The following is a 22,660-nucleotide window of genomic DNA, read 5'->3' on the forward strand; positions in this document are numbered from 1 at the left end:
TCCATGCGGTCAGGCAATGCCGAGTTCGTCGTCGAGGAGGTCGAACAACTCCTCGGCGGTGGCGCCGTGCAGGGTGCTGCTGTCGTGTGCCGGGTTCGCGCCGGTCCAGGTGTCGAGCAGGCTGCGGAGCCGGCCGGCGACCTTGGCCCGGTCCGGGTCGTCGGCGCTGACGGCGGCCAGGCCCGCTTCGAGGCGGTCCAGTTCGCCGAGCACCGACAGGGCGGACGAGGCCCGTTCGTCGAGCAGTTCGTCCTGGAGGTAGCGGGCCAGCGCCCCGGGCGTCGGCTGGTCGAAGACGATCGTGGCGGGCAGCCGTAGACCGGTGGCGGCGGCGAGCCGGTTGCGCAGGTCGACGGCGGCGAGCGAGTCGAGGCCGCACTCGACGAGACCCCGGTCGGGCTGGATGGCGTCGGCGGAGGCGTGGCCGAGGACGGCCGCGACCTGGGCCTGCACCATCTCCAGCAGGATCCGCGGCCGGTCGGTGGGTGCCGTGGCGACGAGTCGCCGCTTGAGCGCCTCGGCCGGGTCGCCGCCGTCGGTGGTGTTCTCGGCGACCCTCCGGGCGGGGCGACGGACCAGGCCGCGCAGCAGCGGCGGCACCGGGCCGTTGCCGGCGACGGCAGCCGGCCGCAGTCCGATCGGCAGGACGACGGGGTTGTCGACGCCCACCGCCGCATCGAATGCGGCCAGCCCGGTCTCGGCGGTGAACGGGGTGATGCCGAAGCTGGTCATCCGGCTGATGTCGGCGTCGCTGAGCTGTCCGGCCATTCCGCCGCCGACCGCCCACGGCCCCCAGGCCAGGGAGATCGCGGCGAGGCCGTGGTGGCGGCGGTGCCGGGCGAGCGCGTCGAGGTAGGCGTTGGCCGCGGCGTAGTTGCCCTGCCCGGGGCCGCCGAAGCTGCCGGCCGAGGAGGAGAACAGGACGAACGCGGTCAGGTTCCGGTCCTTGGTGAGCTGGTGCAGGTTGCCTGCGGCGTCGGCCTTGGCGGCCAGGACCGCGGCGACCCGCTGCGGGGTCAGTGAGGCGAGGACACCGTCGTCGACGATGCCGGCGGCGTGCACCACTGCGGTGAGCGGGTGTTCGGCGGGGACGGCGGTGAGGGTGTGGGCGAGCTGGTCGGCGTCGGCGGCGTCGCAGGCCGCCACTGTGACGCTCGCGCCGAGTTCGGTGAGCTGCGCGGTCAGGTCCTCGACGCCGGGCGCGTCCGGTCCCCGGCGACTGGTCAGCAACAGGTGTCGTACCCCGTGGGTGGTGACCAGGTGTCGGGCCAGCAGCCCGCCGAGGGCGCCGGTGCCTCCGGTGACCAGGACCGTGCCGTGCGGGTCGAGGTCCAGGCCGGTCGGCGCGGCGGCGGCCCGGGCGAGTCGGGGCGCGTAGGCGCGGCCGTCGCGGACCGCCAGTTGCGGTTCGCCGCTGGCGAGGACACCGGGCAGGCTGGCCGCGGAGAGCGGCGAGTCGTCCACGTCGGCGAGCACGATCCGGTCCGGGTCCTCGGACTGCGCGGAGCGGATCAGGCCCCAGGCGGCGGCGTGCGCCAGGTCGGGGGCGTCGGTGGCGGGGTCCGGTTCGACAGCGCCGCGGCTGAGCAGGACCAGGCGGGCCCCGGCGAAGTCCGGGTCGGCGAGCCAGCGTTGGGCGAGGGCCAGCCAGGCGTCGACCGCCGGGCCGGGCACGTCCCCGCCGGGCCGGGCCGGAGCGAAGACCAGCTCGGGTACGGCTCCCGAGGCGGCCAGCGCGTCCAGGTCCGGGTAGTCGTCCACGAGGGATCCCACGGCGGCGGCCGCGTCGGCCACGAACGAGTCGGGTGCGCCGATGACGGCGTACCGGCCACCGGTGGGGGCGATCTGCGGCTCGACGGACGTCCAGTCGACGGTGAACAGTGGGGCCTCGTCGGCCGGCTGCCGCAGCTGGGTGACCGAGACCGGGCGCAGCACCAACTTGCCGACCGTGGCGACCGGTTGTCCGGTCTGGTCGGCGAGGTCGATGCGGACCCCGTCGTCGCCGTTGGGCGTGATCCGTACCCGGGCTGCGGCGGCGCCGGTGGCGTGCACGCTGATGCCGGTCCAGGAGAACGGCATCCGGCTCTGGGTGGGGCTCAGTCCCTGCTGCGCCTCGGCTGCCGTGGCGAGGCCCATGGCGTGGGTGGCGGCGTCGAGCAGCGCCGGGTGCACGCCGTAGTGGGCGGCTTCGGTGGCGGTCGGCTCGGCCAGGGCGACCTCGGCGTAGGTCTCCTCGCCGCGTTGCCAGGCCGCGCGCAGGCCCTGGAAGGCCGGGCCGTACCCGTATCCGAGCTGGGGCAGGAACTCGTAGAGGAAGTCGACGTCGATCGGGGTGGCGTCGGCGGGCGGCCAGGTCTCGTCCGGGTCTGGTTCGGTGACCGGCGTCGCGGAGGCGGTGCCGGCGGCGTGTCGGGTCCACGGGCTGTCGTCGTCGCGGTCCGGACGGGAGTGCACGCTGAGGGCACGGCGACCGTCGGCGTCGGCCGGGCCGACGCGTACCTGCAACCGGGTCCCGACGCCGTCCGGGACGACGAGTGGTGCTTCCAGTGTGAGTTCCTCGACCTGGCCGCAGCCGACGTGGTCGGCGGCGTGCGCGGCCATCTCGACGAACGCGGTGCCGGGCAGGATCGCGGTGCCGAGCACTGTGTGGTCGGTGAGCCAGGGTTGCCGGGCGGTGGCCAGACGGCCGGTGAACAGCACCTCACCGGTGTCGGCGAGCGTCGTGGCGGTGTGCAGCAGCGGGTGGCCGGTGTTGCTGGACGCGACGTCGGCCGGGTCCGAGTGCAGCCAGTAGGGCTGGTGCTGGAAGGCGTACGTGGGTAGCGGGGTGCGGCGGGCGTCGGAGCCCGCGTAGACCGCGGCCCAGTCGGGGTCGGCGCCCCGGGTCTGCAGCCGGGCGAGCGCGGTGAGGACGGTGAGCGGTTCCGGGTGCCCGCCGCGCAGGGCGGCCACGGCGATCGCCGCGCGGCCGGGCTGGTCGGCGAGGGTCTCCTCGGCCATGGCGGCGAGCACCGGGTCCGGGCCGAGTTCGAGCAGCGTACGGACCTGGTGCCGGTGGAGTTCGAGGACGGCGTCGGCGAAGCGGACGGTGTCCCGGGCGTGCCGTACCCAGTAGTCCGGCGAGGTGAGCTCGGCAGTGGTCGCGAGGTGGCCGGTCAGGGTGGAGACGATCGGGATCTGCGGCGGCCGGTAGGTCACCGCGGTCGCGGCCCGCCGGAACTCGCCGAGCATCGGGTCCAGGTGCGGTGAGTGGAAGGCGTGGCTGACCTGGAGTCGCCTGGTCCGCCGCCCGGCGTCGCGCCAGTACGCGACGACCTGCTCGACCGAGGACTCGTCTCCCGAGACCACAGTGGAGGACGGTCCGTTGACCGCGGCGACGGTGATCCGGCCGTCCACCCCGTCGAGCGAGGCGAGCACCTCCGCCTCGTCGGCCTGGACGGCGGCCATCGCACCGCCGTCGGGCAGCGCCTGCATGAGCCGGCCACGGGCCGCCACCAGGGCGGCCGCGTCGGCCAGGTCGAGGACGCCGGCCACGTGGGCGGCGCTCAGCTCGCCGATCGAGTGCCCGGCGAGGTAGTCCGGGACGATGCCCCAGTGCGCGAAGAGCCGGAACAGGGCCACCTCGACGGCGAAGAGCGCCGGTTGGGTGTACTCGGTGCGGTTCAGCAGGTCGGCGTGTGCCGGGTCGAGGACGAGGTCGCGGATCGGCCGGTCGAGGTGGGTGTCCAGGTGGGCGCAGACCGCGTCGAACGCGTCGGCGTAGGCGGGGTAGGCGTCGTACAGCTCCCGGCCCATCCCGGCCCGCTGGCTGCCCTGCCCGGTGAAGAGCACCGCGATGCGCCCGTCGGCGGTGACGTCGGTGGTGAGGGCGGGAACCGTGGTGTCGTCGCGCAGGGCGGTGAGGCTCCGGCGTACCTCGTCGAGGTCGGTCGCGACGATCGCCGCGCGGTGTTCGAGGGCCGCCCGGGTCGTGGCGAGGGACCAGCCGAGGTCGGTGAGGCGGGCGGCGGGATCCTCGCTGAGGTGGTCGAGCAGGGCCGCCGCCTGCGCCCGCAGGGCGGGTGCGGTCGTTGCGGAGACCACCACGGGTACGGCGGGGAGCTGCCCACCGCCGGTCGGCGGCACCGGCGCCGGGGCGGTCGGTTGTTCCAGGATGACGTGGGCGTTGGTGCCGCTCACGCCGAACGACGAGACGGCGCCCCGCCGGGGACGGCCGGTGTCCGGCCAGTCGCGGGGTTCGGTGAGCAGTTGGACCGTGCCGGCGGACCAGTCGACGTGCGGTGACGGCTCGTCGGCGTGCAGGGTGCGGGGCAGCACTCCGGCCTGGAGCGCGAGGACGGTCTTGATGACTCCGCTGACACCCGACGCGGCCTGGGTGTGGCCGATGTTGGATTTCAGCGAGCCCAGCCACAACGGGTCGGTCCCGTCGCGGCCGGCGCCGTAGGCGGCGATGACCGCCTGCGCCTCGATCGGGTCGCCGAGGACGGTGCCGGTGCCGTGCGCCTCGACCACGTCGACGTCGGCCGGGGTGAGTCCGGCGTCGGCGAGGGCGGCCCGGATGACCCGTTGCTGGGCGGGGCCGCTCGGGGCGGACAGGCCGTTGGAGGCGCCGTCCTGGTTGACGGCGCTGCCCCGGATCACGGCGAGGACCTGGTGACCGTTGGCCTCGGCGTCGCGGAGCCGCTCGACGACCAGGACGCTGACCCCCTCGGCCCAGCCGGTGCCGTCGGCGTCGGCGCCGAAGGCCTTGCACCGGCCGTCGGCGGCGAGGCCTCGTTGCCGGCTGAACTCGATGAAGACCATCGGGTTGCCGATCACCGCGACACCGCCGGCCAGGGCGAGGTCGCATTCGCCCCGGCGCAGCGACTGGGCGGCCAGGTGCAGCGCGACGAGCGACGACGAGCAGGCGGTGTCGACGGTCAGCGCCGGACCTTCGAGGCCGAGGGCGTACGAGATGCGGCCGGAGATGACAGCTGTGGCGGTGCCGGTGAGCAGGTAGCCCTCGGTGCCCTCGGGGGCGTTCTGGACGCCGGCGCCGTAGCCCTGGCTGGACGCGCCGACGAACACGCCGGTCCGGCTGCCGCGCAGCGCGTGCGGGTCGATGCCGGCCCGTTCGAAGCCCTCCCAGGCGGTCTCCAACAGGAGCCGCTGCTGGGGGTCGGTGGCGAGCGCCTCGCGTGGGGAGATGCCGAAGAACGCGGCGTCGAACTCGGCGGCGTCGTGCAGGAAACCGCCGGAGCGGGTGTAGCTGGTGCCCGGGTGGTCGGGGTCGGGGTGGTAGAGGGCGTCGACGTCCCAGCCGCGGTCGGCCGGGAAGTCGCCGATCGCGTCACGACCGTCGAGGACCAGCTGCCACAGGTCGTCGGGGGTACGCACGCCGCCGGGCAGGCGGCAACTCATCGCGACGATGGCGACCGGTTCGTCGGTGCCGGCGGTGACCGTGGCGGGGCTCGCCGACGGGGCCGGTGCCGTGCCGGCCACCTCGTCGCGCAGCATCCTGGCGATGGCGTGGGCGTTCGGGTGGTCGAAGGCGAGGGTGGTCGGCAGCCGCAGGCCGGTCGCGGCGCAGAGCCGGTTGCGGAACTCGACGGCCGACAGGGAGTCGAAGCCGAGGTCGCGCAACGCCCGGTCCGGGGTGACGGCGGAGGCGTCGGCGTGCCCGAGGACCGCGGCGGCCTCGGCGCGGACCAGGTCGACCAGGAAGGTGTCCCGTTCGCCGGGAGTCATGCCGGCGAGTTGTTCACGCAGCCCGGCAGCCTGGCTGTCGTCGTCGGGGGCCGCGTTGGTCAGTGCGGTGCGGGCGTCGTCCAGGTCGGCGAGCAGGGCGCTGGGCCGTCCGACGGTGAACGACGGGGCGAAACGGTCCCAGCGCACGTCGGCGACCGTGACGGTGGCCTCGCCGAGCGCGACCGCCTGGGCCAGGGCGACGGTGGTCTGCTCGGGCGGCATCGGCGGCAGGCCACGGCGCAGCAGGTGGTCGGCGGTCTCCTGTTTGGTGGCCATACCGCCGCCGCCCCACGCGCCCCAGGACACCGCGGTCGCGGCGCAGCCGCGGGCCCGGCGAGCCTCGGCGAGCGCGTCCAGGTAGGCGTTGCCGGCCGCGTACGCGATCTGCCCGCCGCTGCCCCAGGTGCCGGCGACCGAGGAGAACAACACGAACGCGTCCAGGTCGTCGGGCTCGCCGAAGAGCCGGTCCAGGTTCTCCGCGCCGGTGACCTTGGCGTCCAGCACGTGGGCGAACTCGTCGATTGTGACGTCGGCGATCGGCGTGTGCTGGGCGACGCCTGCGGTGTGGATGACCGCGCGGATCGGGTCACCGGCGTCGGCGCACTGCCGTACCAGTGCGGTGATCGCGTCGAGGTCGGCGACGTCGCAGGCGGCGACGGTGACGCGTACACCGGTCGCGGTGAGTTCCTCGGTCAGTTCGGCGGCGCCGGGCGCGGCGGCCCCGCGCCGGCTGGTGAGGACGAGGTGGTCGGCCCCGTTGCGGGCGAGCCACCGGGCGAGTTCGGTGCCGATGCCGCCGGTGCCACCGGTGACCAGGACGGTGCCGGACGGCTGCCAGGTCGGCGCGGTGCCGGCGGCGGCGCGGGTCAACCGGCGGGCGAGGACACCGGAGGGGCGTACCGCTACCTGGTCCTCGACGCCGTCGCCGACGGAGATGCCGGTCAGGACGGCGCAGAGCCGGTCGGCGGTGCGCTCGTCGAGGGTGTCCGGCAGGTCCACGAGACCGCCCCAGGAGGCGGACTGTTCCAGGGCCGCGACCCGGCCGAGTCCCCAGACGAATGACTGCGGCACTCGGCGTACCGGATCGGCCGGGCCGGTCGAGACCGCGCCACGGGTGGCGGCCCAGACCGGGGTCTGCGGGTGGGTGTCGCGCAGGGCCGCGAGCAGGTCGGTGGTGGCGGCGGCGCCCCGGGTGAGGGCCCGGTGCTGGTCGGTGGGCCGTTCGTCGAGGGCGAGCAGGGACAGCACGCCGGCCGGGGCGGGGCCGTCCAGCGCCGCGCCGAGCTCTGCCTCGGGGGTGACGGTGACCGTCGCGCCGGCCCGGGTCATCCGGTCGGTGATCGTCGCGACCAGGTCCTGGTCGGTGCTGGTCGCGACCAGGTCCTGGTCGGTGCCCTCCGGTACGAGCAGCAGCCAGTCTCCGTCGAGTCGCGGCTCCGGCAGGTCGGTGCGCGGACGCCAGGTCACCCGGTAGCGCCAGGTGTCCAGGGCCCGGTGTTCGCGGCGTTCCCGGCGCCATTCGCCGAGGTGCGCCACGGCGTCGTTGAGGTGTCCCATGCCGAGACCGGTCAGGTCGCCGCCCTCGACGGCCGCCCAGAACTCGGCGTCGACCGGGTCGGCGGCGATTCGCTCGGGTGCCGGTTCCGGCCAGAACCGACGCCGCTGGAACGCGTAGGTGGGCAGGTCGACGCGGTGGGCTTCGGGCAGCACAGTGGACCAGTCGACGGTGGCCCCGGCGACGTGCGCCTCGGCGAGCGCGCGGACGATGCGCCGCTGGTCGCCCTCGCCGCGTCGGAGCGTGTGCAGAACCGGGGTGGTGACCGTGTCGCTGATCCCGGCGGTCAGCACCGGGTGCGGGCTGATCTCGAGGAAGAGCCGGTTGCCGGCGGTGGCCGCGGCGGCGACGGCCTCGTCGAGGCGGACCGGGTTGCGCAGGTTGGCGTACCAGTAGGCGGCGTCGAGTGTGCCGCCGTCGGCGGCGCTGCCGGTGACCGTGGACAGGAAGGGCACCGACGCCGGGCCTGGGGTGATGCCGGCCAGCGCGGTGGTCAGGTCGGCCTCGACCGGCTCCACGGCGGCGCAGTGCGAGGCGTAGTCGACAGCGACCCGCCGGGCCCGGACGCCGGCGTTCTCGCACCGGATCAGGAAGGCTTCCACGGCGTCGGCCGGTCCGGCGACCACGACGGCGGACGGTCCGTTCACGGCGGCGATCGTCAGGCCGTCGGCCAGCAGGTCCTCGACGGTGCTCAGCGGGGCGGTGACCGAGACCATGCCGCCGGTGCCGGCGAGTCGGAGCAGGGCCCGGCTGCGCAGGGCGACGACCTTCGCGCCGTCGTCGAGGGACAGTGCGCCGGCCACGACCGCGGCGGCGATCTCGCCCTGCGAGTGGCCGATCACGGCCGCTGGGGTGACGCCGTGGTCGCGCCAGAGTTCGGCCAGGGAGACCATCACGGCCCAGAGCGCCGGCTGGACCACGTCGACCCGGTCCAGCAGGCCCGGGTCGTCGGAGCGGAGCACGTCGAGCAGGTTCCAGTCGACGTGCGGGTGCAGGGCGGTGGCGCAGGCGGTGATCCGGTCGGCGAAGGCCGGTGCGGTGTCGAGCAGCTCGGCGGCCATGCCGCTCCACTGGGAGCCCTGGCCCGGGAAGACGAAGACCACCTCGGCGTCCGCGACGGCGGTGCCGGTGACGACGTCGGCGTCGGTGCCGCCGCCGGCGAGGGCGGCCAGGCCGTCGCGGTGCTGCGGGCCGAGGACGACCGCGCGGTGGGAGAGCGTCGAGCGGGCGGTACGCAGGGTGTGCGCGACGTCCTCCGGTGCGGTCGCGACGCCGGGGCCGCCGAGGTGGGCGGCCAGCCGTGACGCCTGGTCGCGTAGTGCGTCGGCGGTGCCGGCGGAGATCAGCCAGGGAAGCTCCCCGGAGGCCGGGATGACCGGCTCGGCCGGCTCGGCGGCCGGCGCCTCCTCCAGGATGACGTGGGCGTTGGTGCCGGACATGCCGAACGACGACACCCCGGCGCGGCGCGGCCGGTCCCCGGCCGGCCACTGACGCTCCTCGGTGAGCAGGCGTACGGTGCCGGCGGACCAGTCGACGTGCGGGCTGGGCTCGTCGACGTGCAGGGTCCGGGGCAGCGTCTCGTGGCGCAGCGCCTCGACCATCTTGATCACACCGCCGACGCCCGCGGCGCCCTGCGAGTGCCCGAGGTTGGACTTGAGGGAGCCGAGCCACAGCGGACGGTCCTCGGGCCGGTCCTGACCGTAGGTGGCGATCAGCGCCTGGGCCTCGATCGGGTCGCCGAGGACGGTGCCGGTGCCGTGCGCCTCCACGGCGTCCACGTCGGCGGTGGTCAGCCCACCGTTGGCCAGGGCTTGCAGCACGACGCGCTGCTGGGCGGGGCCGTTGGGGGCGGTGAGCCCGTTGGAGGCGCCGTCCTGGTTGACGGCGGAGCCGCGCAGCACCGCGAGGACGGGGTGGCCGTTGCGCTGGGCGTCGCCGAGCCGTTCCAGCATGAGCAGGCCGACGCCCTCGGACCAGCCGGTGCCGTCCGCGGCGGCGGCGAACGACTTGCACCGCCCGTCCGGTGCGAGGCCACGTTGGCGGCTGAAGCCGATGAACGCGGTCGGCGAGGCGAGGATCGTGGCACCGCCGGCCAGGGCCAGGTCGCACTCGCCCAGGCGCAGTGCCTGACCGGCGAGGTGTAGCGCGACCAGCGACGACGAGCAGGCCGTGTCCAGGGTGACGGCCGGGCCCTCCAGGCCGAGCAGGTACGCGACCCGGCCGGAGATCACGCTGGGCGCGGTGCCGGTGAGGAAGTAGCCCTCGCTGCCCTCGGGTGGGTTCTGCTGGAGGAGTGAGACGTAGTCCTGGGTGCTCGGGGTGCCGGCGAAGATGCCGGTGCGGGTGCCGCGCAGCTGGTGCGGGTCGATACCGGCCCGTTCGGTGGCCTCCCAGGCGGTCTCCAACAGCAGCCGCTGCTGCGGGTCCATGGCCATCGCCTCACGCGGGCTGACCCCGAAGAACTCGGCGTCGAAGGCGGCCAGGTCGGGCAGGAAACCGCCGTCGCGGGTGTAGCAGGTGCCCGGGTTGTCGGGGTCGGGGTGGTAGAGCCCGTCGAGATCCCAGCCCCGGTCGGTGGGGAACGCGCCGATGCCGTCGCGCCCCTCGGCGACCAGCTGCCAGAGGTCCTCGGGGCTGTGCACACCGCCGGGATAGCGGCAGGCCATTCCGATCAGGGCGATTGGCTCGGACCCGGCCGATTCCAGTTCCCGAATGCGTTGACGCGCCTTGTGCAGGTCGGTCGTGACCCATTTCAGATAGTCCCGGAGCGTTTCTTCGCTTGCCATACGATGCCACCTCTTCAAGGCAGAGCGACCCCGAATGAGCTGGGCCGGAATACGACGATCCGCAATCAGGACGCTATGGTCGCCCTGGTGGGCCAACAACCCCTGCGGGGTCGCGGCGGACCCTCGCGCGCCCCGACGGCACCCCGATACCGGCCAGCCGATAGGGGTAGGTAGGGGATATCTACGGGGGTGCCGTCCAGGTCATTCTCAATACACAAAGCACGGAGCAGAGCGGGATGGCAGCGAGGAAGCGCCGACCCGGGGCTCCGCCGGAAGGACCGGGTGACTCTTCGGGAAGGCAGAACAATGACCACAACGCTGTTGACGCCGATCGATGCTCCTACTGACCCGTTCGGCCCGCCGGCCGATCTGAGCAGGTTCCTGGGTCAGCACTACTTCAGCCACGACGCCGCGAACCCGGCGACCAACCCGCCGCTGGATTTCGAGAAGGCGGCGTTCCAGTCCCGGACCGTGGTGACCGCCGAGCAGCTCACCTCCGTGGTGCAGGTGATGCTCGTCGGTGGACCCACCGCCATCCCGCGCAGCCTCGTCGTCAGCAAGACGCTGGCGGCGAACGAGAAGCTGAAGATCTGCTACCTGGACGGGTACGAGCACTTCGAGCGCGACGCGGAACTCGGCGACGTGTTCGTCTGGTCGATGCGTACCTCGATGGCCTTCTGACACACGCCGCCGGCCTCGGTGCCACGGCCCCTGCGGGGGGCCATGGCGCCGAGGCCGGCGGCGTCGGTGCGTACGGGGTCAGGCGAGCTGGCGGCGCAGCAGCCGCAGGGACCAGGTGGTGCTGAGGATCAGGAGGCCGATCGCGACCGCCACGCCGATCAGCACGATCTGCTGGTCGTAGTTACCGCTGATCAGCTCCCGCTCGGCCTCGACGACGTAGCTGAGCGGGTTGAGCCGCGACAGGTAGTACAGCCAGTCCGGGGCGCGGTCCATCGGCAGCAGCACACCGGACAGCAGCATCAGCGGCACGACGATGCCGCTGACCACCGGGGCCAGCGCGAACTCGTGCTTGAGCTTGAGCGCCAGGCCGTAGGAGGTGAAGCCGACAGCGATCGCGGTGATGGCGAGCAGGACCAGCCCGGCCAGGATCGGCAGTACGCCGGCCCGGAAGCCGAGGATCAGCGCCAGACCGATCATCAGGACCGCCTGGACGAGCAGGAGCACCACGTCCTTGAGGACCCGGCCGGTGAGCAGGGCGACCCGGCTGAGCGGGGTGACCTGCATCCGCTCCAGCACGCCGGAGCGGGTGTCCGGGATCAGCGAGAAGCCGGCGTTGGCGGTGATGAACAGGGCGAGCTGGATGAGCATGCCGGGGACGAACCACTGCCAGGAGCTGAGGCCACTCTCGTCGGTGGTGTCGCTGAGTAACGGCCCGAACAGGACCAGGTAGACCAGGGGCACGGCGACACCGACGATCAGTGTGCCGGGGCTACGGAGGGCGGGACGGACCGCCCGGTCGAACGTCAACCAGGTGTCTCGCAGGAACGACATGGGGATCCTCACTTCACAGGCCCGGGAACGCCGGGGCGGTCTCGCTGTCGCGCAGGCTGCGCCCGGTGACGGTCAGGAAGACGTCGTCGAGTGTCGGCCGGCTGGTCCGCACCGAGAACACGTCGACGTCGTTGCGGTCGAGTTCGCGCAGCAGGCCGGGCAGGACGCTGTCGCCGCGGGCGATGCGGAACCGCACTGTCGTGCCGTCGACGGTGACCTCCTTCGCGCCGTCGAGGCGTTCGGCGGCGGTGGCGGTCTGCGCGGGCGCGGAGGTCTCCAGGGTCACCAGGTCCCCGTTGACCTGGGCCTTGAGCTCGTCGGCGGTGCCCTCGGCGACGATCCGTCCACCGTCGATGACGAGGATCCGGTCGCAGAGGCTGTCGGCCTCGTCCAGGTAGTGGGTGGTGAGGAAGACCGTCGTCTCGTGCTCACGGCGCAGGTTGCGGATGTGGTTCCACAGGTTGCTGCGGCTCTGCGGGTCCAGTCCGGTGGACGGCTCGTCGAAGAAGACCACCGGCGGCCGGTGCAGCACCCCCATCACGATGTCGATGCGCCGCTTCTGGCCGCCGGAGAGGGCGCCGATCATACGGTCCTCCAGGCCGGCCAGGTCGTACTGCTCCAGCATCTCGCCAACCCGGGTACGGGCGGCCGAGGCGGACAGGCCCTGCAACCGGGCGTGGGTGACCAGCTCCTCGCGGACCTTGTACTCGACGCCGGCCGAGGAGTTCTGGCCGACGTAGCCGATCAACCTGCGGACTCCGGCGGGATCGCTGAGCAGGTCGCAGCCGCCGATGTTGGCCTCGCCGGAAGTGGGCCGCAGCAACGTGGTCAGCATCCGCAACGTGGTGGACTTGCCCGCCCCGTTGGGGCCGAGGAAGCCGACCATCTCGCCGGACGAGACGTCGAGGTCGATGCCGCGCACGGCCTCGACGGTGAACTTGTTGATCTGGAACGTCTTGGTCAGACCCCGCGCCTTGATCATCGGTGGTCTCCTCTCGACAGGGATCCCACCGTCGGCGGAAATCCTCGAAACGGCGCTGGTACCGGCATTCGCCTATCGCAACCAGCATCGAGAGCGGCCTGTGCGCGGACAACCCTTAGCGGGCCCCCTAGCGCCCGTAGCCCAGCTCAGAGTGCCCGAGAACCGGTCCGCGAGCGTTCCGGCCGGTGCCGGTGCGCGCCTACGATCGGCGTTGTGAGTGCTCCCGGTACGGTTCCGCACGGCAGGTTGTTGGCGATCAGTGATCTGCACGTCGGCTATGCCCGCAACCGGGAGACAGTGCTCGGGCTGCGCCCCGGCCACGCCGACGACTGGCTGATCGTCGCCGGCGACGTCGGCGAGAAGATGGCCGACGTCGAGTGGGCGTTGACACTGCTCGCCGGGCGCTTCGCGAAGGTGGTCTGGGTGCCGGGCAACCACGAGCTGTGGACGCCCGCCGACGACCCGGTGCAGCTTCGCGGCGAGCAGCGCTACCGCGACCTCGTACGGATGTGCCGTGATCTGGGCGTCGTCACGCCCGAGGACGACTTCCCGGTGTGGCGTGGCGCCGGCGGCCCGGTGGTCGTGGTGCCGCTGTTCGTGCTCTACGACTACACGTTCCGTCCGCCGGGGACCACCAAGGAGCAGGCGCGGCACTGGGCCGAGTCGGCCGGGATCGTCTGCACCGACGAGTTCCTGCTGCACACGGACCCCTACCCGGGAGCGGACGACTGGTGCCGGTCCCGGCTGCGGGAGACCGAGCGGCGTCTCGCCCAGTGCGACCCGGCGATGCCGACGGTGCTGGTCAACCACTTCCCGCTGACCCGGGAGCCGACGTGGGTGCTGCGCTACCCGCAGTTCGCCCAGTGGTGCGGCACCACCGGCACGGCGACGTGGCACCTGGACCACCGGGCGGCAGTGGTGGTCTACGGCCATCTGCACATCCCGCGGACGACAGTGGAGGACGGCGTCCGTTTCGAGGAGGTCTCCCTCGGCTACCCCCGCGAACAGGACCTGTACGGCCGGCACGGTGACCCACTCCGGGTCATCCTTCCCGCACCCGATCCGTCCTGACCTCGCGGCGCGACGATCACTCCCGCACAGCACACACACCGGGGCCCCGCACGCGCGGTGACGCGCTGCGGGGCCCTGGTGTGTGGGGTCAGACGGTCGCGGACAGGTCGAGTTCGAGGTGCGCCGGCAGGTCGGTACGCCCCACCACGCCGAGCTTGCGGTAGATGCGTGTCAGGTGCTGCTCCACGGTGCTCACGGTGATGTAGAGCTTGTCGGAGATCTCCCGGTTGGTGTAGCCGATCGCGGCCAGGGCGGCCACCCGCCGTTCGGCGTCGCTGAGCATCGCGGCACTGCCGGTGACGCTGGGCTGCGCCGCGGCGGTCTCCTTGTCGTCCCAGCCGATGTCCCGCGAGAGCCGGCGGAGCAGAGGCTGCGCGTCGCACTCCTCCGCCAGTGCCCGCGCCCGCCGGCCGATCATTCCCGCCCGCCGCGACTCACCGAGCGCGTGGTACGCCTCGGTCAGGTCGACGAGCACCCGGGAGTGCTCGTACCGGTCGGCACCGGACTGCAACAGGTCGGCCGCCTGCCGCAGCAGCATCGGCCGGTGCCGCAGCTGGCTGGTCGCGGCGAGCAGGCGCAGCGCGGAGCCGTGGACACGCGGCATGTCCTTGCCGCACCGCCCCAACTGGTCCTCGATGAGTCGGCGGGCCTGGTCGGGGCGTCCCATCCGCAGCAGGGTCTCGGCGGCGTCGGTGCGCCAGGCGACCAGGCCCGGCGCGTCCAGCTCCCAGGTGGTCATCAGCTCACCGCACTTCTGGAAGTCCCGGAGCGCGAGCGGCAGGTGGCCGGTCGCCATGCTGTAGCGACCACGGGCGTGCAGGTAGTGCAGCCCGTACCGGGTCTGGAACATGGTCTCCGGAACCGGCTGGTCCAGCCACTCGGACACCTCGTCGAAGCGACCCATCGCGGTGCAGGCCGTGACGAGGCTTGCCAGCGGCACGCCGACGCCCACACCCCAGCTGCTCGGCGGCATGATCTCCAGGGCCAGGCGGGCGTGCCGGGCCGCGCCGGGCAGGTCACCGAGGCGGAGCGCGACCTCGGCCCGGATCGCGGCGAGGCGGGCCTGCCGGCTGGGGGCGCGCCGGGTGTGCGCCTCCTCGATGAACAGGTCGCACCAGGGCGCCGCCTGTTCGGCGTGCCCTCCGTAGGTGAGGGTGAGCAGGGCGCTCTCCACAGTGTCCAGGCTCATCTCGTCGAGGCGGGAGCTGCGCAGGATGCGTTCGACGACGACTGCCACGTTCTCCGACGGGGTGGCGCTGAGCACAGTGGACAGCGCGTTGGCCGCCTCCAGGCGACGGCTCGCCGAGACCGTGGTGACGGTCACCGGCGCCGGCCGGAAGTGCTGGGCCAGCGGCGTGAACGAGCAGCGCAGCCAGGGCCGGGTCATGGCCAGTTCGCCGGCGGCGGCCGGGTCGAGGTCCACTCCGGTGGCGGCGAGGTGCTCCAGGATCACCTCCGCCTCGGCGAGCTGCCCGTGCCACAGCAGCGCCTTGGCCAGGATCACCGCGTCGCTGCCCTGGAGGAAGCCCTTGTCCAGTGCGCCGGCGAGTTCGGGCAGGTAGCTGCTGGAGGTACTGGGGTTGACCCGCCACTCGGCGCGTACCAGAGTGGTCATGATCTTGATTTTCTGCCGTTCGTCGGTGCAGGCCCGCCAGGCCAGCTTGAGGTAGCTGACGGCCGACTCCACCTGGCCCTCACGCAGGGCCTGCCGGGCGGCGTCCTCCAGCGCCGCCACCCCCCACGCCTCGCTGGCCTCCTTGGCGCCCAGCAGGTGCTCGGCCACCACCCGTGCCGACGCGCCGCCGTCGTAGGCGAGCACCGCCGCTCTCCGGTGCAGCTCCGCCCGCTCGTCCTGGTCGAAACCGGCGAGCACGGCGGTTGCGGCCACCGGGTGCCGGAACCCACCGAGGGTGAAGATGCCGGCCGTGGTCAGCGCCCGCATGGCCTGCGCGACCACGCCGGCGTCGGTACGCAGGAGCCGGTCGAGCGCCTCGGTGTCGGCGAGCACCGCCACTCCGCGGGCGACCTCCAGCATCTGCGGTTCACCACGGCGCAGGCAGGACACGACGGCCTGGGCGTACCGCTCCCCCACCACCACCTCGTCCGGCTCGGCGCCGGTCTCCTCGGTGGCAGCCTGGTAGTCCTCCAGCAGGCCGGCGACCAGGAGAGGGTTGCCGCCGGTGAGCTGGTACCACTGGCCGGCCAGCCGTTCGGCGACCTCCGCGCCGACCGTCTCGGCGGCGAACTGCTGCACGCCGAGGCCGGTGAGCGGTGCCAGCTTGATCCGGCTTCCGTGCCCCGGGCGCAGCAGCTCCGCCTGCCAGGACGGGTCGGAGCTCCGCCCGAACTCGGTCTGGGTGAAGGCGACCAGGACCGGCGCGAACCGGGCGCGCCGGGCCAGGTACGCCAGGCAGACCACCGAGGCGCGGTCGGCGTGGTGCACGTCGTCGACGAGCAACGCCAGTGGATAGCGTTCGGCCAGTTCCAGCAGGATGGTGCAGAGCCCGTGCACGATCTGCACGTCGATGTGCTCGTTGTCGTCCCGGTTGTCGGCGGCCAGGGCCGCGACGGTGCCCTCGTGCAGCAGGCTCATCGCCCGCTCACGCTCGCGGTCCTGCAGGGGCGCGTCGTGAAAGAGCTGGCTGAGCAGCGCCAGGGGCAGGGTGCGCTCGGCGTGGGCACCGCTCGCGGTGACCGCCAGGGCACCGAAGTCGACCGCCCGGTCGGCCAGGGTGTGCAGAAGTTCGCTCTTGCCGGTGCCGACGGTACCGGTGATCATCGCCACCCGGCCACGGCCCGCGACCGCCTCGGTGAGCAGGCCCTCGAGGCCTGTCACCGCCTTGTCTCTCTCAACGAGTCCCATGTGGATTTCCCCCAGGTCTGGATTGGTGAACGGCCTCGAATGGTGTTCAGCCGGCCCGGTCGAGGCCGACGGTGCCAGCCAGGTCGAGGCCGACGGCGCCGGCCAGGACCGGGCGCAGCCGGGGTGGCGCGGGGTGCATCACGGGGGCGTCGAGGTCCCCGACGGTCTCCAGGGCGTTGCCGGAGCGCAACGCGCGGCTGAGCGCCGCGCGGACGGCGGCGAAGGCAGCGGTGTCCGGCTCCGCGTCGATGCCGACGCCCCAGACGGTACGGGTGCCGAGTCGACACTCGGCGTACACGACCACGTCGTCGCGCTCGCTGACCGCGCCGACCCCGGTGCGGTGCACGGCGCGTACGTCGATTCCCCAGGACAGCATCGTGGCGCGGATCTGCTCGACGGCGTCGGCCCGGGCCGCGCCGATGGTGAAGCCGCCGCCCCCGACGTGCAGTTCGGTGGCGACCATGTCGCGGAAGCGCAGCGGCACCGACAGGGGGCGCTGCACGACGTACTCCTGGAGGAACAGTTCCCCGATGCGTGCCGGTGAGATCTCCGCCCCGGCTGCGTCGGCCTGCGCCTGCACCACGGCGGCGAACTCCAGTTGCAGGTCGCGCGGCAGGAGCATGCCGTGCCGGCTGGCCAGCACGTACGCGACGCCGCCCTTACCGGACTGGCTGTTGATCCGGACCACGGTCTCGTAGGTGCGCCCGACGTCCTCCGGGTCGAGCGGCAGGTACGGCACCTCCCAGGGCAGGTCGTCGACGGACGCGCCGATCGCCATCGCGGCCCGGGCACGCTCGTCGAAACCCTTCTTGATGGCGTCCTGGTGCGAGCCGGAGAACGCGGTGTAGGCCAGGTCGCCGCCGTACGGGTGGCGCGGGTGCACCGGCAGCTCGTTGCAGTACTCGACAGTCCGCCGGATCCGGTTGATGTCGGAGAAGTCGACACCTGGGTCGATGCCCTGGGTGTAGAGGTTCAGCCCGAGCGTGACCAGGCAGACGTTGCCGGCCCGTTCGCCGTTGCCAAACAGGCAGCCTTCGATCCGCTGTGCGCCGGCGAGGGTCGCCAGCTCCGCGGAGGCGACACCGGTGCCACGGTCGTTGTGCGGGTGCACCGAGAGGCACACGTGCTCGCGGCGGGACAGGTTGCGGTCCAGCCACTCGATCTGGTCGGCGAACACGTTCGGCATGGTCCGCTCGACGGTGGTCGGGAAGTTCAGGATGATCGGCCGGTCCGTCTCCGGCTGCCACACGTCCATGACCGCTTCGCAGACCTCGAGTGAGAACTCCAGCTCGGTGTCGTTGAACAGCTCGGGCGAGTACTGGTAGCGCAGGTCGGTGCCGGCCAGGGTGCGGTCCGCGTACTTCATCATCAGGCGCGTCCCCTGGACCGCGAGGTCCAGGCACTCGGCGCGCGTCATGCCGAAGACGACCCGGCGGAACAGCGGTGAGGTCGCGTTGTAGATGTGGATGCGTGCCCTCGGCGCGCCGGCCAGGCTCTCCACTGTGCGCCGGATCAGCTCGTCGCGGGCCTGGGTCAGCACCGTGATGCACACGTCGTCCGGGATCAGGTCGTCCTCGATCAACAGCCGGACGAAGTCGTGGTCGTCCTGGCTCGCGACCGGAAAACCGACCTCGATCTCCTGGTAGCCCATCTCCACGAGCAACCGGAACATGGCCAGTTTCCTGGCCGGGCTCATCGGGTTGGCCAACGACTGGTTGCCGTCGCGCAGGTCGGTCGAGAGCCACCGGGGCGCGGTGGTGACCGTACGGCTCGGCCACCTCCGGTCCGGCAGGCTCACCGGAGCGGAGGGCAGGTAGCGGCCGGCGGAACGTCGACTCGGGTTCACGATGGATTCCTTTCCTCGCTGTACGGAGCCGGCACGCGTGGCCCGGCCGCCACCTGACTCATCCGCGGGTGCCGAAGTACATCGAGTACGAGTAGGGAGTGAGGAGCACCTGGACCTGACAGGTGTCGGACTCGTCCTGGACCCGGAAGGTGACAGCGATCTCCGGGTACGCGGCGCTGACGCCGAGGCCGGAGAAGTAGTGGTCGCTGTCGAAGACGATCCGGTAGGGGCCCCTCTCCAGGAGCTCTGCCGCCCAGTCGTCGATGTGGCCGTCGGGGTCGGACTCCGCATCGGCGACCGGCTTCCAGCCGCCGTCGTCAGCGCGTTCCAATCGCGCCCGGATGCCCGCCGCGGGGCGGCCGAACACACCGTCCAAAGCTTGCGCCGAAACACTCATGTGTTGTCACCTGCCAGTCGGTCCCGTCGCGGTGACCCGCGGTGCGAGCCGGCGACGGTTGGTTGCCGGATTCCCCGGCCTAGGGCAGAAGACTGCGCCGGTTGGCTATCGGATGGCCTTCGCCGTTCTATCGCCGGCTATCGGTCGCTATCCGATAGCGGTGATAGGGGGTGGCAGGCGAACAGATAACAGGGGGATGGGGCTCGTTCCTACGTTTATGACATCGCCGAACACGGCGGAACGAATCCCCCCTCACCTGGAGGAACATCGCCATGCGCACCAACGTCTCGCTCACCGTCAAGGCCCGCATCGCCATCGCTCTCGCCGCCGCCGCCGTCACCATCGGGTTGTTCGGAGCGACCGCCGCACACGCCGAGGACGCCAGCGGTAGCACCCCGGCGCCGGCGGCCACCCCGACCCCGAGCACGACCGCCTCCCCCAGCCAGCCCTGGGGCTGACGGGCACCACGTGGGTCTCCGGCGGGCCATCTGATCAACGGCCACCGGGCACACGTCCCGGGAGCCCGGTACGGCTGACGAGCCGGCCGGCCGCACCCCGAGTTTCAACCCTGACGAATGCCCTGCACCACAGAGGAACCGCTGCCCGTGCGATCCGGCCGTTGCTGCCGAGGTTGACGCACCAGCGGAACCACGTTGTCACGCAACGGTTCGGCCGCCACAGTCGCCGGATGTTCCCGGCCCCCGGCCGCCACGTACGCCTCCGTCAGCTTGGTCAGCACCCGCTGCTCGAACTTCGGCGCGCGGATGCCCCGGAACAGTCCCAGTGCCCGGTGCAGGTGCACCACCGCCTGCGTCGCACTGCCGCGTTCGAGGGCGAGTTCGCCCAGCGCCAGCGACACCCGCGCCTCGATGAGTCGTTCCCCAGCCGTGCTCGCCAGGCCCAGGGCGCTCTGCAACGCTGTCTCGGCGGCGGTCAGATCACCGGCGGTCATGTGCGCCACGCCCAACCCGTGCAGCGCGTACGCCTCACCGACCGGGTCGCCGATGTCCTGCACCACCGCCAACGCCTCGGCGAAGGCGCTGGCCGCCGCGAGCGGGTCCCCGGTGTTCAGGTAGGTGTCGCCCATGCGGTGCAGCACCTGCGCCTCCACCCGGCGACTGCGGGCGCTGCGGCTCATCACCAGCGCCTCGGGCAGGATGGCCAACGCGTCCTGCGGATGTCCGCTCTCCATGTGCACCTGCGCCAGACTGTGCAGGACGTAGGCCGCGGCGCCCAGGTCGCCGCTGCGACGGAAGCTGTTCAACGCGTGCTCGTAGCGGGTGGCGGCGGCCGGCAGGTCCCCTCGGATCCGGTCGGCGAACGCGATCTGCCGGGTGACCAGCGCCAGCCCCTGCTCGTCGTCGAGGTCCTGGAAGATGACCCCGGCCGCTTCCAGGTCGCGGCGCGCCTCGTCGAACCTCTGCTCGGCGAGGAACAGCGAGCCGTTGGAGTAGAGCATGGCCGCCTGCCCCCGCCTGTCACCCGCCGTCTTGCTGGCCGCGAGCGCGATGCGGTGGGTCTCCCGCCAGTCGTTGAGGTAGATGCGTGGCTCGAAGAGGGTCACCGCGATGTGGGCGAGTGTCCAGCACAGGTCGGTGAACCCGGCCTGCGCGGCCTGGCGGACGCCGGCGACGAGCGAGTGCCGCTCCCGTTCGAACCAGCTCAGCGGACGGGCGACCAGCTGCTCGGTCAGTCGTTGCGGCAACGGCCAGCGGGGGGCGTCGCTGCTGAGGATGAAGTAGGGGCCCCCGTGCAGACCACAGTGGGCGGCCTCGGCGAGGAACAGCAGTGCACCGAGCACCCGGCACAGCGCGGCGTTGCGGTCGGCGACGCTCTCCTCGGCGGCGAGGCGTTCCCGGGCGAAGACCCGGATCAGGTCGTGGAACCGGTACTGCGGGACCTGCCCCGGACCCATGCTCGTGCTCTCCACGAGTTGCGCCTCGGCGAGGTCGTCCAGCAGATCCTGGGCCTCCATCACCGGCTCGTCGAGCAGTGCGGCGCTGACCCAGCCGGAGAACGACGGCACGTCGAGGACGGCGAGCCGACGGAAGAGCCGGCGGGCCTCCTCGGTGAGGCTGTCGTAGGTGAGCGAGATGCTCGCCCTGATGCCCATCCCGCTGTGCTTCAGCTCGTCCAGGCGCCGCGCCTCGTTGTCGAGCCGCTCGACGAGATGCTCGACGGTCCAGTGCTGCCGTACGGAGAGCCGTGCGCCGGCGATCCGCAGGGCCAGGGGCAGGTTCCCGCACAGAAAGGCGAGCTGGGCGGCCGCTTCGGGCTCCTGCTCGATCCGTTCCCGTCCGGCGACGTGCGCCAGCAGTTCGAGCGAATGTTCCTCGTCGAAGACGTCGACGTCGAGGTGGATCGCGCCGGGCAGGCCGGCCAGCCGACTGCGGCTGGTGACCAGGACGGCCGAGTGGGGGGTGCCGGGCAGCAGGGGCAGCACCTGGCTCTCACCGGCCACGTTGTCCAGCACGATGAGCATCCGGCGGTCGGAGAGCAGGTCCCGGTAGAGCTCGGCGCGTTCCTCCAGCACCTCGGGCATCGCGGTGCCGGGGACGCCGAGGGTCCGCAGGAAGCGTTCCAGCACCTGCATCGGGCCGACCCGCTGCGGGCTGCGGCCGTGCATGTCCGCGAAGAGCTGCCCGTCCGGGTACCGGGTCGCCGCGCGGTGCGACACGTGCACGGCGAGGGTGGTCTTGCCGATGCCGGGTTTGCCGGCGGCCACCACGATCGGCACCGCGAACTGCGTGGGGCTCTCGGCCGCCATCAACAGTTGCTGCTCGATGACGTCGATCTGCTTGGACCGGCCGGTGAAGTCGGCGATGTCAGTGGGGAGCAGGCACGGCACGGTGACCGGGATGACTGGTTCGGTGGGAGCGACGATCACCGGCGGGCTGATCGCGCCGAGGGGGAGGTCGTCCACCGGCGCGACGACGAGCGCCGGTGGGACCGGCGGCAGCGGCGCGGGGGCGGTCGGCGCTGGCGGGGCCGGCGCGGGTGACACCGGTGCGGCGAGTTCCTCGTCCGAGGTGAGGATCGCGTGTTCCAGCTGTTGGAGCCACTGGTTCGGTTCGAGACCCAGCTCGTCGATCATCGTGCGGCGGGCCTGCCGGTAGACGTCGAGAGCCTCGGCCTGGCGGCCGGACCGGTATAGGGCGAGCATCAGCTGCCCGCGGAGCCGTTCCCGCAGTGGATGCTGTTCGACCAGGTCGGCGAGTTCCGGGATGAGATCGCGGTGCCGGCCGAGTTCCAGTTCGAGTTCGACGCAGTCCTCGTGGAGGTTGATCCGCCGCTCGTCGAGGCGGTTGCCCGCCGACTGGACCAGCCGACTCTCCAGCCCGTAGAGAGCGCGGCCACGCCAGAGGGCGAGGGCGGCGCGAATGTGTCGAACCGCCTCGTCGGCGTTCTGCGCGGAACGGGCCCGCCGGCCGCTCTCGACGAAACCGACGAACCGGTCGAGGTCCAGAGCACCGTCCGTGACCCGGAGCAGATAGCCCTGGGAGCGGGTGACGATGGTGTCCGGGTAGTCGTGGGTGTTGAACAGCCGTCGGAGCGCCGAGACGCAGATCTGCACCTGGGCGCGAGAGGTGCTGGGCAGGTCGTCGCCGTAGATGGCCTCCATCAGGCGCCCCACCGGGACGACCCGGTTGGCCTCCAGTGCGAGGCTGGCGAACACGATCTGTTGGCGGTGCCCACCCAGGTCCAGCCGTCTGCCGTCGACCAGAACCTCAAGCGGCCCCAGAACCCGTACCTCCACGCGCACCTCCCCAGCGGTGATGCGACATTGCCGTCGTCGATCGGTGCCGGCCCCCCGGTCGGCTACCGATCGAGCTTCTCGACCGTGGCCTGATCGGCCCGGAGATAGAGACATCTAGATGCACGACTCACCCCCCGTGTTCGACTAGAGACTACGAGCAGTCA

At 72.4% G+C, this 22,660-nt stretch carries 10 protein-coding genes; 3 read left to right on the forward strand and 7 right to left on the reverse strand.

Annotated elements, in window-relative coordinates; all coding sequences use genetic code 11:
• Window positions 1-9 precede the first annotated feature (9 nt).
• The gene (locus FHU34_RS20825; RefSeq protein ID WP_145783140.1) at window positions 10-10,068 is read right to left on the reverse strand and encodes a type I polyketide synthase; all 10,059 of its coding nucleotides are present in this window, start codon (window positions 10,066-10,068) and stop codon (window positions 10-12) included.
• A 306-nt stretch (window positions 10,069-10,374) separates the two neighbouring features.
• Here FHU34_RS20825 and FHU34_RS20830 point away from each other — a divergent pair, with 306 nt between their 5' ends.
• The gene (locus tag FHU34_RS20830; protein ID WP_145783142.1) at window positions 10,375-10,749 is read left to right on the forward strand and encodes a DUF5988 family protein; all 375 of its coding nucleotides are present in this window, start codon (window positions 10,375-10,377) and stop codon (window positions 10,747-10,749) included.
• Between the two features lie 78 nt (window positions 10,750-10,827).
• Here FHU34_RS20830 and FHU34_RS20835 read toward each other — a convergent pair whose 3' ends face one another.
• Together FHU34_RS20835 and FHU34_RS20840 are read right to left on the reverse strand one after the other, a co-directional pair.
• The gene (locus FHU34_RS20835) at window positions 10,828-11,580 is read right to left on the reverse strand and encodes an ABC transporter permease (RefSeq protein WP_145783143.1); all 753 of its coding nucleotides are present in this window, start codon (window positions 11,578-11,580) and stop codon (window positions 10,828-10,830) included.
• A 13-nt stretch (window positions 11,581-11,593) separates the two neighbouring features.
• Window positions 11,594-12,562 carry an ATP-binding cassette domain-containing protein gene (locus tag FHU34_RS20840; protein ID WP_145783145.1) on the reverse strand — a complete coding sequence of 323 codons (969 nt, stop codon included), beginning with the start codon at window positions 12,560-12,562 and terminating at the stop codon, window positions 11,594-11,596.
• A gap of 213 nt (window positions 12,563-12,775) precedes the next feature.
• On the opposite strand from FHU34_RS20840, the gene FHU34_RS20845 reads away from it, so the two are divergent.
• Window positions 12,776-13,633: a metallophosphoesterase family protein gene (locus tag FHU34_RS20845; RefSeq protein WP_145783147.1), complete on the forward strand. Its 858-nt coding sequence runs from the start codon at window positions 12,776-12,778 to the stop codon at window positions 13,631-13,633.
• Window positions 13,634-13,721: 88 nt separating this feature from the next.
• On the opposite strand, the gene FHU34_RS20850 is transcribed toward FHU34_RS20845, so the two are convergent.
• The 3 genes from FHU34_RS20850 to FHU34_RS33400 are packed head-to-tail and all read right to left on the reverse strand — an operon-like array spanning window position 13,722 to window position 18,739.
• Complete coding sequence (locus FHU34_RS20850; protein WP_145783149.1) at window positions 13,722-16,496, reverse strand: helix-turn-helix transcriptional regulator; 2,775 nt, start codon at window positions 16,494-16,496, stop codon at window positions 13,722-13,724.
• A 46-nt stretch (window positions 16,497-16,542) separates the two neighbouring features.
• Window positions 16,543-18,342, reverse strand: coding sequence for a 2-isopropylmalate synthase (locus FHU34_RS20855; RefSeq protein WP_145783151.1), 1,800 nt, complete (start codon window positions 18,340-18,342; stop codon window positions 16,543-16,545).
• Window positions 18,343-18,400: 58 nt separating this feature from the next.
• A complete protein-coding gene (locus FHU34_RS33400) occupies window positions 18,401-18,739 on the reverse strand; it encodes a hydroxyisourate hydrolase (RefSeq protein WP_088990103.1) in 339 nt (112 codons plus the stop codon).
• A gap of 272 nt (window positions 18,740-19,011) precedes the next feature.
• On the opposite strand from FHU34_RS33400, the gene FHU34_RS20865 reads away from it, so the two are divergent.
• Window positions 19,012-19,197, forward strand: coding sequence for a hypothetical protein (locus FHU34_RS20865; protein WP_145783154.1), 186 nt, complete (start codon window positions 19,012-19,014; stop codon window positions 19,195-19,197).
• A gap of 104 nt (window positions 19,198-19,301) precedes the next feature.
• Here the strand turns inward: FHU34_RS20865 and FHU34_RS20870 are convergent, their stop codons facing one another.
• On the reverse strand, window positions 19,302-22,496 hold the full coding sequence (locus FHU34_RS20870; protein WP_145783156.1) for an AfsR/SARP family transcriptional regulator: 3,195 nt from the start codon (window positions 22,494-22,496) through the stop codon (window positions 19,302-19,304).
• Window positions 22,497-22,660 lie beyond the last annotated feature (164 nt).

Source organism: Micromonospora taraxaci, assembly GCF_007830095.1.
Classification (GTDB): domain Bacteria; phylum Actinomycetota; class Actinomycetes; order Mycobacteriales; family Micromonosporaceae; genus Micromonospora; species Micromonospora taraxaci.

Excerpts from the sequence above, each read along its gene's own strand:
- FHU34_RS20825 (WP_145783140.1), bottom strand. The coding sequence starts at position 10,068 with ATGGCAAGCGAAGAAACGCTCCGGGACTATCTGAAATGGGTCACGACC.
- FHU34_RS20830 (WP_145783142.1), top strand. The coding sequence starts at position 10,375 with ATGACCACAACGCTGTTGACGCCGATCGATGCTCCTACTGACCCGTTC.
- FHU34_RS20835 (WP_145783143.1), bottom strand. The coding sequence starts at position 11,580 with ATGTCGTTCCTGCGAGACACCTGGTTGACGTTCGACCGGGCGGTCCGT.
- FHU34_RS20840 (WP_145783145.1), bottom strand. The coding sequence starts at position 12,562 with ATGATCAAGGCGCGGGGTCTGACCAAGACGTTCCAGATCAACAAGTTC.
- FHU34_RS20850 (WP_145783149.1), bottom strand. The coding sequence starts at position 16,496 with ATGGGACTCGTTGAGAGAGACAAGGCGGTGACAGGCCTCGAGGGCCTG.
- FHU34_RS33400 (WP_088990103.1), bottom strand. The coding sequence starts at position 18,739 with ATGAGTGTTTCGGCGCAAGCTTTGGACGGTGTGTTCGGCCGCCCCGCG.
- FHU34_RS20865 (WP_145783154.1), top strand. The coding sequence starts at position 19,012 with ATGCGCACCAACGTCTCGCTCACCGTCAAGGCCCGCATCGCCATCGCT.